The following is a 12,389-nucleotide window of genomic DNA, read 5'->3' on the forward strand; positions in this document are numbered from 1 at the left end:
TCTTTGTTAAATAAATGATGATTTTCCGTAGTAATATTACCACCACAAGATTATTAAACATTTAATTAACATTTAAACCGTCATAATTTTACCTCAATGTGCGTAGATCACATTTCCCCAACTTCGGTTACGCCCCCTCTTCCATTCCTTTGTAATCTGCACTGGTGGAAAAACAGCCACCCCTACAGATAAAAAAGGTACAGCGAAATGAAATTTAACCTCGCATTATTAAATGCATGTGTGGTTTCTGCGTGCATGTTATCGACAACACCTGCTTTTGCCGCTGAAAAGTACGAGATCGCCGTGGTTGCCAAAGTGACCGGCATTCCCTGGTTCAACCGTATGGAAGTGGGCGTAAACGACGCAGCCAAAAAGCTCGACGTCAACGCTTACCAAACCGGGCCTTCCACGCCAGACCCGGCCGCACAGGTCAAAGTGATTGAAGACCTGATCGCCAAAAACGTTAACGCCATCATCGTGGTGCCAAACGACGCCAAGGTGCTGGAGCCGGTGCTGAAAAAAGCGCGCGAGAAAGGCATCGTGGTACTGACCCATGAATCCCCGGATCAGCAGATCGGTCAGTGGGACATCGAAACCATCGACAGCGAGAAGTATGCACAGGCCAACGTTGATGAGCTGGCTAAAGATATGGGCGGCAAAGGCGGCTACGCCATTTACGTCGGCTCGCTGACCGTGCCGCTGCACAACGCCTGGGCCGATTCCGCCATCAAATACCAGAAAGCCAAATACCCGGACATGTTCGAAGTCACTTCGCGCCTGCCGGTGGCGGAAAGCATCGATAAATCCTACGCCACCACGCTGGACTTGATGAAAACCTATCCGCAGATGAAAGGCATTATCGGTTTTGGCTCCCTCGGCCCGATCGGTGCCGGCCAGGCGGTCGCCAAGAAGCGCGCCAAGGACAAAATCGCCGTGGTGGGCATCGCCATGCCGGCGCAGGCCGCCCCTTACCTGATGCGCGGCGATATCAAGAAAGCGCTGCTGTGGGATCCGAAAGACGCCGGCTATGCGCTGGTGACGGTGGCCGACCAACTGCTGCAAGGCAAGGAAGTGACCAAAGACTTGTCGATCGAAGGCCTGGGCAAAGCCGACGTCGATATGGATAAAAAAGTGATTCGGTTTAATAAAATTCTTGAAGTGACCAAAGATAATGCCAAATCGCTAGGTTTTTAACCTTAATTAATATTCGCCACACCGGGAAAGTTATTCAATAACCTAAGGCGCAGCGCCTGCTGCGACCTTAGGATAATAAAAACCAGCACAGGTTAACGCTATGACCACATCCACCGCATTTATCACCCTGGAGAATATCAGCAAAAGATTCCCAGGCGTGCTGGCACTGGACCAGATCAACCTGACGCTGAATATTGGCGAAGTGCATTGCCTGGCCGGACAAAATGGCTGCGGCAAAAGCACCATTATTAAAATTATTTCCGGGGTTTATCAGCCGGAAAAAGGCGCCAATATTTCGCTGGAAGGCAAACTCTTTCATTCCCTGACGCCGCAGCTCTCCGGCTATTACGGTATTCAGGTAATTTATCAAGACCTGTCGTTATTCCCCAATCTGACGGTGGCGGAAAATATCGCCATTCATCGCTATCTGCCCGGCGGCCATTTCTGGGTGCGCAAGCAGGTGATGCGCCAGACCGCGCTGGACGCCATGGCGCGCGTCGGGGTGCATATCGATCCCGATAAAAAAGTGGAAAAACTATCGATTGCCGATCGCCAACTGGTAGCGATTTGCCGCGCCATTGCCGCCGAAGCGCGGCTGGTGATTATGGACGAGCCTACCGCATCGCTGACGCGTCAGGAGGTCAACGGCCTGCTGCGGGTGGTCAACGAGCTGAAAGCCACGGGCATCTGCGTGGTATTCGTCAGCCACCGCCTGGATGAGGTGATGGAAGTCGCCGACCGTATCAGCGTAATGCGCGACGGCAAGCTGGTCGGCACTTACCCGGCAAGCCAGCTCGACAGCCACGAACTGGCGTTCCTGATGACCGGCCAACGCTTCCACTACAGCCAACTACCGGCGCGCCCGCCAGCCGATACCGCCCCGCTGCTCGAGGTCTGCAACCTCAGCCGACGCGGCAAATACCGGGACATCAATCTTTCGCTGCGCGGCGGCGAAATAGTCTCGATCGTCGGGCTGCTCGGCGCAGGCCGCACCGAGCTATGCCTCAGCCTGTTCGGCATGACGCACCCGGACAGCGGTGAAATCAAAATCGACGGCCAACCGGTGCGGCTGCACAACAACCGCGATGCGGTGCGCCACGGCATCGGCTACGTGTCGGAAGATCGTCTGACCCAGGGGTTGATCATGGAGCAGTCGATCTACGACAACACCATCGTCACGGTGTTTGATCAACTGCATACCCCGATTGGGTTGCTGGATCACGCCAAAGCGACCGAGCTGGTCAACCGGCTGATCCGCGACCTGAACATCAAGGTGTCCGACAGCGCTTTGCCGGTCAAAACCCTGTCCGGCGGCAACGCCCAGCGTATCGCCATCGCCAAGTGGGTAGCGACTCGGCCGAAGATCCTGATCCTCGACTCGCCCACCGTCGGGGTGGATATCGCCAACAAAGAGGGGATCTACCAGATCGCCAAAGATCTGGCCGAGCTCGGCATGGCGGTGTTGATGATCTGCGACGAGATCCCGGAAGCCTATTACAACAGCCATCGGGTGATGGTGATGCGCAAAGGCGAACTGATCGCCGAGTTTTCGCCGCACCACAGCACCGAACAACAGATCGCCGAGGTGGTGAATGGATAAGTCATTACTGGCCCGCCTGGCCGGCCGGCACGAATTTTACCTGGGCCTGCTGGTGTTGCTGCTGGCCATTGGCCTGAGCGTCGGCACCAGCGAGTTCCTGACGCTCGGCAACCTGACCGACGTCGCCACCAGCTACGCCATTCTCGGCATTCTCGCCTGCGGCCTGTTCGTGGTGCTGATTGCCGGCGGCATCGACATTTCGTTCCCGGCCATCACCGCCATCGCCCAGTACGTGATGGCGACCTGGGTTATCCAGCACGGCGGCGGTTTCCCTTTGGCATTCGTGCTGGCGATGGGCGTCGGCCTGTTGCTCGGGCTGGTGAACGGTTTTCTGGTGTACTGGCTGAAAGTGCCGGCCATCATCATCACCATCGCCACCCTGAACCTGTTCTACGGCCTGCTGGTGTACGCCACCAACGGCACCTGGCTGTACGGTTTCCCGGACTGGTTTATGGACGGCATCAACTGGTTTTCGTTCCAGGGTGCCGATGGCTACGACTACGGCCTGACGCTGCCGTTGCTGTGCCTGCTGGCGGTGGTGATCGTCACCGGCGTGCTGATGAACTTTACCCGCCTCGGCCGCCAGATCTTCGCCATGGGCGGCAACCGCGATGCGGCGTCGCGCCTGGGGTTAAACCTGCTGCGGCTGCACTTCTACGTTTATGGCTACATGGGCATTCTGGCCGGTATCGCTGCGGTGGTTCAAGCGCAAATCACCCAGTCGGTAGCGCCCAACTCGCTGCTCGGCTTTGAGCTGACGGTGCTGGCGGCGGTGGTGCTCGGCGGCACCAGCATGACCGGTGGCCGCGGCTCGCTGACCGGCACGCTGCTTGGCGTCGTGTTGCTGGCGTTCCTGCAAAACGGCCTGACGCTGCTCAGCGTGTCGGCTTACTGGCACCAGGTGTTCAGCGGCGCGATCATTTTGATCAGCATCAGCAGCACCGCCTGGAATGAAAAACGCAAGCTGGCCAAGGAGCTATGACATGAATTCGCTAACTCGCCTGATCCCGAACGATCGGATCATCCGCCTGCAAAGCGCGATCATCATCGCCGTGGCGCTGCTGTTTGCCGGGCTGCTCGGATCGCGTTTCTTCAGCGTCGGCAACTTCCAGTCGATCGCCTCGCAACTGCCGATCCTCGGCATGCTGGCACTCGGAATGGGCATTACCATGCTGACCGGCGGCATTAATCTGTCGATTATCGCCGGTGCCAACGCCTGCTCGCTGGTGATGGCGGCAATTATCGTCAGTCATCCGGATCAACCGCTGTTTTTAGCGCTGGCGCTGCTGGCCGGGCTGCTGGTCGCGGTTGCGATCGGCGCGCTTAACGGCGTGCTGGTCGCCTGGATCGGCGTTTCGCCGATTCTGGCCTCGCTCGGCACCATGACGCTGATCACCGGCCTGAATATCCTGCTGTCCAACGGCGCGGTGATCTCCGGCTTCCCGGCGGTAATTCAGTACCTCGGCAACGGCAGCCTGCTCGGCATTCCGGTGGCGCTGCTGCTGTTCCTGCTGGTGGCCGTCGGCCTGTGGCTGCTGCTGGAGCACACCACGCTGGGCCGCAGTTTGTACCTGATCGGCTCCAACGAACAGGCCACCCGTTTTAGCGGGGTCAATACCGCCCGGGTGCAGATCGCGGTGTATATCCTGTCCGCCTTGCTCGGCTGGGGCGCAGCCCTATTGATGATGGCCAAGTTCAACTCGGCCAAGGCGGGTTACGGCGAGTCCTACCTGCTGGTGACCATTCTGGCCTCGGTGCTGGGCGGCATTAATCCGGACGGCGGCTTCGGCCGCATACTGGGGCTGGTGCTGGCGCTGATCGTGCTGCAAATGCTGGAAAGCGGCCTCAACCTGCTGGGCGTCAGCAGCTATCTGACCATGGCCCTGTGGGGCGGTGTGCTGATCCTGTTTATCGCATTACAGAATCGAAAAAGCTAGGTTGCGGACACAACCCTTAGGAGAAAACAATGGCGAGTTATTTTATTGGCGTAGATGTAGGCACCGGAAGCGCACGCGCAGGGGTATTCGATCTCAACGGCCGCATGGTCGGGCAGGCCAGCCGGCCCATCGATTTGTACCGCCCGAAGGCGGACTTTGTCGAACAGTCTTCGGACAATATCTGGCAAGCGGTGTGCAGCGCGGTGCGCGATGCGGTCAACCAGGCCGACATCAACCCGATTCAGGTCAAAGGACTGGGGTTCGACGCCACCTGTTCGCTGGTGGTGCTGGATAAAGAAGGCCAGCCGCTGACCGTCAGCCCGTCCGGCCGCACCGAGCAGAACATCATCGTGTGGATGGATCACCGGGCGATCGTTCAGGCCGAGCGCATCAACGCCACCAAACACCGGGTGCTGGACTTCGTCGGCGGGATCATCTCGCCGGAGATGCAAACCCCCAAAATGCTGTGGCTGAAACAGCATATGCCGACCACCTGGGCCAATGCCGGCTACCTGTTTGACCTGCCGGATTTCCTCACCTGGCGCGCTACCCAGGACGCCACCCGTTCGTTGTGTTCGACGGTGTGCAAATGGACTTACCTCGGCCATGAGCAGCGCTGGGACAAAAGCTATTTCAAACAGATTGGGCTGGAAGACGTGCTGGAACACGACGCCGCCAAGATCGGCAGCGACGTGAAAATGATGGGCGAACCGCTGGGCCACGGCCTGACGCAGCGCGCCGCCGGCGAGATGGGCCTGATTGCCGGTACGGCGGTCAGCGTGTCGATCATCGACGCTCATGCCGGCACCCTCGGTACGCTGGGCGCCACCGGGGTTTCCGGTGAAGTGGCGGATTTTAACCGCCGCGTCGCGCTGATCGGCGGCACGTCTACCGGCCATATGGCGATGTCGCGCACCGCGCGCTTTATCGGCGGCGTGTGGGGGCCGTATTACTCGGCAATTCTGCCGGAATACTGGCTGAACGAAGGTGGCCAGTCCGCTACCGGCGCGCTGATTGACCATGTGATCCAGTCTCATCCGTGCTATCAGGATCTGCTGACGCAAGCGAAAACCCAGGGGCAGACCATCTATGAGGTGCTGAACGCCCTGCTGCGCCGCATGGCCGGCGAACCGGAAAATATCGCCTTCCTGACCCAGGATATTCACATGCTGCCGTATTTCCACGGCAACCGTTCGCCGCGCGCCAATCCGACGCTGACCGGCACCCTGACCGGGCTGAAACTGTCGCGCACCCCGGAAGACATGGCGCTGCACTATCTGGCGACCATCCAGGCTATCGCGCTCGGTACCCGCCATATTATCGAAACCATGAATCAAAGCGGCTACAGCATCGACACCATTATGGCCAGCGGTGGCGGCACCAAGAACCCGATCTTCGTGCAGGAGCACGCCAACGCCACCGGCTGCGCCATGCTGCTGCCGGAGGAAAGCGAAGCGATGCTGCTGGGCGGCGCGATGATGGGTACCGTGGCGGCGGGCGTGTTCGACACGTTGCCGGAAGCGATGAGCGCCATGAGCCGCATCGGTAAAACAGTCACGCCGCAGACCAACAAAATAAAAAGCTATTATGACCGCAAATACCGCGTGTTCCATGAACTGTATAACGACCATATGAAATACCGCCGGCTGATGCAGGAGGAAGCCTGATGCAGCAGGAATGGCAGCGAGCGACTGAAGCCTGGGCCGTCTATAGCCGCGAACTGGCGCAACTCAGCCAACGCATCGACGCCCCCACCTGGCAGCGGCTGCTGACGCTGCTGGCGGCGTGCAAGGGCAAGATTGTGGTCACCGGCGTCGGCACCTCCGGCATTGCGGCGCGCAAGATTGCCCATATGCTAGCCTGCGTGGAACGACCGGCCATCTACCTGAACGCCACCGACGCGGCGCACGGCGATTTGGGCTTTCTGCGCGGCGATGATCTGATGATTTTGATTTCGCGCGGCGGCAATTCCGACGAGTTGACCCGCCTGCTGCCGACGCTGCAGGCCAAAGGCGTACCCTTGATTGGCGTGACGGAGAATCCGGATTCGGCGATCGCCCATGCGGCGCAGCTGGTGATCCGCACCGGGGTCGAAAACGAGATAGATCCGCTGAATATGCTGGCAACTACGTCTATCGTGCTGGTTTTGGCGATTTTCGATGCCGCCTGCGCCTGCCTGATGGAACGCAGCGGCTACAGCAAGGAAACCCTGCTGGCGGTACATCCGGGCGGTGACGTCGGGAAGAGCCTGCGCGAGCAGGAATAACAGCGGGGCGAAGATTTTCGCCCCCTGGGAATCGGCTTACAACGGCATATAAATATCGAAGCGGTGGCTTTTGGTCAGGCTGGCCGCGTGTGCAGGCACGTTGGCCAACGGCGGTGCGTAATCCGGCCGCTTCACCACCACGCGCTTGGTCGCCAGGCGGCGCGCAGGCTCCAGCAGGCCGTCGGCGTCGTCATCGCTGCCCACCAGCGACTGAAATACCCGCATCTCTTTCTTCACCAGCGCGCTTTTTTGCTTGTGCGGATACATGGGATCGAGATACACCACGTCGGGCCGAGGATCCAGGCCGGTCAGCGCGGTCAGACTGGAGGCATGCAGCAGCGTCAAACGCTCGCGCAGCCACGCACCGATTTCCGCATCCTGATAGCCGCGTTGCAGGCCGTCATCCAACAGCGCCGCCACCACCGGATTGCGTTCCAGCATCCGCACCTTGCAGCCCAGCGAAGCCAGCACAAAGGCATCACGCCCCAGCCCGGCTGTCGCGTCCACCACCTCCGGCAGGTAATTGCCCTTGATGCCGACCGCCTTCGCCACCGCCTCACCGCGCCCGCCGCCGAAACGGCGCCGATGCGCCAGCGTGCCGGAAACGAAATCGACGTAAATCGCGCCCAGTTTGGGTTCGTCGCGTTTGCGCAGCTCCAGCCGTTGCGGCGTCAACACCAGCGCCATCGGCGCGTCGTCGTCCGACGTTAACTGCCAGCGCTCCGCCAGAATAGACAAGGCGCCGGGATCGGCGCCTTCTTCACACAATAAACACACACTCACCGGTGAGTTATCCTTTAATGCCGTAATGGCGCAGCATAGCATCCAGCTGCGGCTCACGGCCACGGAAGCGTTTGAACAGTTCCATCGGCTCTTCCGAACCGCCGCGCGACAGGATGTTGTCGAGGAAGGATTTACCGGTTTCGGCGTTGAAAATCCCCTCTTCCTCAAAGCGCGAGTATGCATCGGCAGACAGCACTTCCGCCCACAGATAGCTGTAATAACCCGCCGCGTAACCGCCGGCAAAGATATGGCTGAAAGCGTGCGGGAAACGGCCCCAGCTCGGTGAAGGCACCACCGCCACCATTTTCTTCACTTCCGCCAGCGTCGGCAGGATTTGCGCACCTTTTTCCGGGCTGTACTCGGCGTGCATGCGGAAATCGAACAGGCCGAACTCCAGTTGGCGCAGGATAAACAGCGCCGCCTGGTAGTTTTTGGCCGCCAGCAGCTTGTCGAGCATCTCTTTCGGCAATGGCTCGCCGCTCTGGTAATGGCCGGAGATAAAGGCCAGCGCTTCCGGCTCCCAGCACCAGTTTTCCATAAACTGGCTCGGCAGCTCGACCGCATCCCACGGCACGCCGCTGATGCCGGAGACGCCGGCGGTATCGATTTGGGTCAGCATATGGTGCAGACCGTGGCCGAACTCGTGGAACAGCGTCGTCACTTCGTTATGGGTGAACAGCGCCGGTTTGTCGCCCAACGGACGGTTGAAGTTGCAGGTCAGGTAAGCGACCGGCTTTTGCAGCGAGCCGTCGGCCTTGCGCAGGCTGCCGACGCAATCGTCCATCCAGGCGCCGCCGCGTTTGTTCTCACGCGCGTACAGATCAAGGTAGAAGCTGCCGCGCAGTTCGCCGTCGGCATCGAACAGGTCAAAGAAGCGCACTTCAGGATGCCAGGTATCCACATCCTTGCGCTCTTTGGCGGTGATGCCGTAAATGCGTTTCACCACTTCAAACAGCCCTTCTACTACGCGCTGTTCAGGGAAGTACGGGCGCAGCTGTTCGTCGCTGATGGAGAACAGGTGCTGTTTTTGTTTTTCGCCGTAATAGGTGATGTCCCAGGCTTCCAGCTCATCCACGCCGTAATGCTGTTTGGCGAAGGCGCGCAGCTGCGCCAGTTCCTTCTCGGCCTGCGGACGGGCACGCTTGGCCAGATCGCTCAGGAAACCGAGCACCTGCTCCGGGTTTTCCGCCATTTTGGTCGCCAGCGATTTGTCGGCATAGCTGGCGAAGCCCAGCAGTTCCGCCAGTTCGTGGCGCAGCGCCAGCGTTTCCGCCATCACTTCGCTGTTGTCCCATTTGCCGGCATTCGGCCCCTGATCGGAAGCGCGGGTGGCGAAGGCGCGGTACATTTCTTCGCGCAGCGCACGGTTGTCGCCGTAGGTCAGCACCGGCAGGTAGCTCGGCATATCCAGCGTCAGCAGCCAGCCGTCCTGCTCTTTGGCCTGCGCCATCGCCTGAGCCTGTGCCAGCGCGCTTTCCGGCAGGCCGCTCAGCTCGGCTTCGTCGGTAATCAGTTTGCTCCAGCCCATGGTGGCGTCGAGCACATTGTTGCTGTAGGTGGAACCCAGCTCGGACAGGCGCGCGACGATCTCGCCGTAGCGCCGCTGTTTTTCCGCCGACAGACCAATGCCCGACAGTTCGAAATCACGCAGCGCGTTCTCCACCGACTTGCGCTGTGGCGCAGTCAGTTGGCTGAACGCTTCGCCCTCTTTCAGGCTGCGGTAGGCCTGATACAGCCCCTCATGCTGACCCACCCAGGTGCCGTATTCAGACAGCAGCGGCAGCGCCTGCTCGTAGGCGGCGCGCAGCTCCGGGCTGTTTTTAACCGAGTTCAGGTGCCCGACCGGCGACCAGATGCGCGACAGGCGATCGTCCGACTCCGCCAGCGGCTGACACAGGTTATCCCAGGTGAACGGTCCCGGCTGCGCAACCACGCGCTCTACCGCAGCGCGGCAATCGGCCAATGCGGATTGCACCGCAGGCACGATATCTTCAGGGCGAATGGCGGAAAACGGCGGCAGGGAAAAGGGTGTCAGCAACGGATTTGTCATAGGGCAGTCCTGATTAGCGTTGGGGCCCGCCGCAGCGGGCAGGCCTTAAAATGCGGATGAATATCTAACATGGAGCCAAGCAGCGGGAAAATCAATGGCCGGGCGTTGATAGATAGTGCCTTGGTCGGCAGAGTCAGGCGGTTAGCGGCTGCTTCTCATCCTGTTTGATCAGAGAGACCAGTTCGCGCAGCAACTCGCGAGAACACAAATCCAGACAGTTATCGTAAACCACTACAGATGCCGAAGGTATTTTTGGCAAGTTAAACCGTTCGGTGACGTCTATCAGCTCCAGCCGATCCACCGGGCTTAGCAAGCCCAGAGGCAAAGGTGCAATACCTAACCCCATTTTTGTCGCAGCAAGAATAGCGTTGAGCCCTCCCCCCTGGAAACTGTCATACCAATCTTTCCCATGTTCAAGAAGCAGATCGATAATGAGTTTTCTTAAACGACACGATTCCTTTAGCGTAATTAATGGCAATTTTTTTATTTCTGCCATCATATTTATGGCACCATACCAACCATAACTTTCCTGGCGCAAATATTCGCCACCTTTTTTATCACCATCTTGGGTGATTATTGCAATGTCTATTTTTTTATTTTCAAATTGCTGAAGAATGGAAGAGGAACCGTCTACAATTACTTTAATTAAAATATCAGAATAACGCTGTCTTAATTGGGTCAGAATAAACATAAATTGATGGTCAATAACATGATCGCTGATACCAATGTTAATTTCTTTATTCTCATTAGCCATATTTATAGATCTGATCGCAATAAAATGCGCATCCAGCAATGCCCTGGCTTTGGGCAAAAAACTTTTCCCCTCCTGAGAAAGGTAAACATTCCTGGGTGTTCGGTGGAATAACGGCTGACCCAGAATTTTCTCAAGCCTTTGAATTTTAATGGTAACACCGGCCTGAGTGATGCAAAGCGACTCCGCAGCCAAAGTAAAACTGCTCAACTCCGCCACCTTAAGAAATGCCTCGACGGTATGTATATCAAGGTAATACCCCATGATCCATAACCTCTCATTATTTCTGAAATTACATTAACGAAATTGTATCACACGAATCGTTTTGGTAAACATAGCTAGCGGTTAAATCAACATTTCTGGATATTTTTTATTACATTTATTTTACGCGATGGCGAAATGCTATCGCCTTTTTGGGCAAAGTGATGAAGGTAGATGTAAATGAAAACCATTACCAAATTTCAACCTTATACGCTACGCAATATTAACCAAGCACCACAATGGCAGAATTTCACTTCTGAAATGCGTCATTCTGTCGAAGTATTGAGCCACGTTCTTCCTTTTCGTGTGAACCAGTACATTCTTGATGAACTGATTGATTGGGATAACATCCCGGATGACCCGATATTTCGCCTGACCTTCCCACACAAGGACATGCTAAGAAGCGAAGAGTTTTCTCAGCTAAGTGATGCAATAACTCGCCAAGCTGGTGATGCAGAACTTCAAATGCTAGTGAACAAAATTCGCATGCGAATGAACCCACATCCAGCGGGTCAACTAACCCACAACGTCCCCATATTGGATAATGAGCCACTGAGCGGCCTTCAGCATAAGTATAAAGAGACCGTGCTTTTCTTCCCCTCAGCCGGTCAAACCTGCCATGCTTACTGCACATTTTGCTTCCGCTGGCCCCAATTTGTAGGCATGGATGAGCTCAAGTTCGAGGCACGTAACTCGCAGATGTTGGTGGAGTATCTCAAACGTCATACTGAAGTCACGGATATCCTCATTACCGGTGGTGATCCGATGATCATGAATGCTCGCGCATTAGGTGATTATATTCGACCATTGCTCGTTCCTGAGCTGAGTCATATAAAAAATATCCGAATCGGAACCAAATCTGTATCTTATTGGCCACAGCGTTATTTGACGGACAAAGATGCGGATGACGTATTACGTATTTTTGAGGAGGTAGTGGCTTCCGGGCGGAATCTGGCTTTGATGGCGCATTATAACCATCCACACGAAATCCAACCAGAGGTAGCACAACGCGCTCTGAAACGCATTATTTCAACCGGGGCCACCGTTCGCATGCAATCCCCTTTAATTCGCCACATCAATGATAATCCCAAAGACTGGGCGACGTTATGGACAACAGGAGTCCGATTAGGCGCAATTCCTTATTATATGTTTGTGGAGCGCGATACCGGACCTAATGATTACTTTGGAATGCCGTTAATTCGAGCATGGGAGATTTTCCAAGAAGCGTACAAATCCGTTTCTGGGCTGGCGCGTACGGTACGGGGCCCGTCAATGAGCGCATTCCCAGGCAAGATAATGATCGACGGCGTAGTCGACATAGCGGGCGAAAAAGTCTTTGCATTACAATTTCTGCAAGCACGTAATCCAGATTGGGTACGTCGACCATTCTATGCAAAATATGATCCAACCGCCTTATGGTTTGATGACTTAAAACCTGCATTTGGCGAATCTCATTTCTTTTTCGAACAGCAAACCAATACTCAGATAATGCCAGAATCTGAAGTAAGGATCGCCGTCACCTCAATCTGATTTTTTATTAATAGAAA

At 56.6% G+C, this 12,389-nt stretch carries 10 protein-coding genes; 7 read left to right on the plus strand and 3 right to left on the minus strand.

Features of this window, described 5'->3' with window-relative positions:
- The first annotated feature begins 207 nt into the window (after positions 1-207).
- The 6 genes from V2S86_RS23370 to V2S86_RS23395 all read left to right on the plus strand — a co-directional run bounded on the left by V2S86_RS23370 (position 208) and on the right by V2S86_RS23395 (position 6,997).
- Positions 208-1,194: an autoinducer 2 ABC transporter substrate-binding protein gene (locus tag V2S86_RS23370; RefSeq protein WP_065506745.1), complete on the plus strand. Its 987-nt coding sequence runs from the start codon at positions 208-210 to the stop codon at positions 1,192-1,194.
- A 100-nt stretch (positions 1,195-1,294) separates the two neighbouring features.
- A complete protein-coding gene (locus V2S86_RS23375) occupies positions 1,295-2,794 on the plus strand; it encodes a sugar ABC transporter ATP-binding protein (RefSeq protein WP_330764346.1) in 1,500 nt (499 codons plus the stop codon).
- Complete coding sequence (locus V2S86_RS23380; RefSeq protein WP_013814917.1) at positions 2,787-3,776, plus strand: ABC transporter permease; 990 nt, start codon at positions 2,787-2,789, stop codon at positions 3,774-3,776. The genes V2S86_RS23375 and V2S86_RS23380 overlap by 8 nt, the downstream gene beginning before the upstream one ends.
- 1 nt (position 3,777) lies before the next feature.
- Positions 3,778-4,731, plus strand: coding sequence for an ABC transporter permease (locus V2S86_RS23385; RefSeq protein WP_330764347.1), 954 nt, complete (start codon positions 3,778-3,780; stop codon positions 4,729-4,731).
- A gap of 29 nt (positions 4,732-4,760) precedes the next feature.
- Positions 4,761-6,398 (plus strand): FGGY-family carbohydrate kinase, encoded by a 1,638-nt coding sequence (locus V2S86_RS23390; protein ID WP_330764348.1) that lies wholly within the window; start codon positions 4,761-4,763, stop codon positions 6,396-6,398.
- The gene (locus tag V2S86_RS23395) at positions 6,398-6,997 is read left to right on the plus strand and encodes a KpsF/GutQ family sugar-phosphate isomerase (RefSeq protein WP_330764349.1); all 600 of its coding nucleotides are present in this window, start codon (positions 6,398-6,400) and stop codon (positions 6,995-6,997) included. Before V2S86_RS23390 ends, V2S86_RS23395 begins: the two co-directional genes overlap by 1 nt.
- Positions 6,998-7,033: 36 nt before the next feature.
- On the opposite strand, the gene rsmJ is transcribed toward V2S86_RS23395, so the two are convergent.
- From rsmJ to V2S86_RS23410, 3 genes are all read right to left on the minus strand, one after another.
- Positions 7,034-7,780, minus strand: coding sequence for a 16S rRNA (guanine(1516)-N(2))-methyltransferase RsmJ (gene rsmJ, locus V2S86_RS23400; RefSeq protein WP_330764350.1), 747 nt, complete (start codon positions 7,778-7,780; stop codon positions 7,034-7,036).
- A 7-nt stretch (positions 7,781-7,787) separates the two neighbouring features.
- Positions 7,788-9,830 carry an oligopeptidase A gene (gene prlC / locus V2S86_RS23405; RefSeq protein ID WP_330764351.1) on the minus strand — a complete coding sequence of 681 codons (2,043 nt, stop codon included), beginning with the start codon at positions 9,828-9,830 and terminating at the stop codon, positions 7,788-7,790.
- A gap of 133 nt (positions 9,831-9,963) precedes the next feature.
- A complete protein-coding gene (locus V2S86_RS23410) occupies positions 9,964-10,845 on the minus strand; it encodes a LysR family transcriptional regulator (protein WP_004951576.1) in 882 nt (293 codons plus the stop codon).
- Between the two features lie 177 nt (positions 10,846-11,022).
- Between V2S86_RS23410 and V2S86_RS23415 the strand changes: the two genes are divergently transcribed.
- Positions 11,023-12,372 (plus strand): KamA family radical SAM protein, encoded by a 1,350-nt coding sequence (locus V2S86_RS23415; protein WP_004951580.1) that lies wholly within the window; start codon positions 11,023-11,025, stop codon positions 12,370-12,372.
- Positions 12,373-12,389: the final 17 nt, after the last annotated feature.

Source organism: Serratia sp. C2(1), from assembly GCF_036352655.1.
In the GTDB taxonomy this organism is placed as follows: domain Bacteria; phylum Pseudomonadota; class Gammaproteobacteria; order Enterobacterales; family Enterobacteriaceae; genus Serratia; species Serratia inhibens.

Bases quoted from the DNA above. Each gene is read 5' to 3' on its own strand.
- V2S86_RS23370 (WP_065506745.1), top strand. From the start codon at position 208: ATGAAATTTAACCTCGCATTATTAAATGCATGTGTGGTTTCTGCGTGC.
- V2S86_RS23375 (WP_330764346.1), top strand. From the start codon at position 1,295: ATGACCACATCCACCGCATTTATCACCCTGGAGAATATCAGCAAAAGA.
- V2S86_RS23380 (WP_013814917.1), top strand. From the start codon at position 2,787: ATGGATAAGTCATTACTGGCCCGCCTGGCCGGCCGGCACGAATTTTAC.
- V2S86_RS23385 (WP_330764347.1), top strand. From the start codon at position 3,778: ATGAATTCGCTAACTCGCCTGATCCCGAACGATCGGATCATCCGCCTG.
- V2S86_RS23390 (WP_330764348.1), top strand. From the start codon at position 4,761: ATGGCGAGTTATTTTATTGGCGTAGATGTAGGCACCGGAAGCGCACGC.
- V2S86_RS23395 (WP_330764349.1), top strand. From the start codon at position 6,398: ATGCAGCAGGAATGGCAGCGAGCGACTGAAGCCTGGGCCGTCTATAGC.
- prlC (WP_330764351.1), bottom strand. From the start codon at position 9,830: ATGACAAATCCGTTGCTGACACCCTTTTCCCTGCCGCCGTTTTCCGCC.
- V2S86_RS23410 (WP_004951576.1), bottom strand. From the start codon at position 10,845: ATGGGGTATTACCTTGATATACATACCGTCGAGGCATTTCTTAAGGTG.
- V2S86_RS23415 (WP_004951580.1), top strand. From the start codon at position 11,023: ATGAAAACCATTACCAAATTTCAACCTTATACGCTACGCAATATTAAC.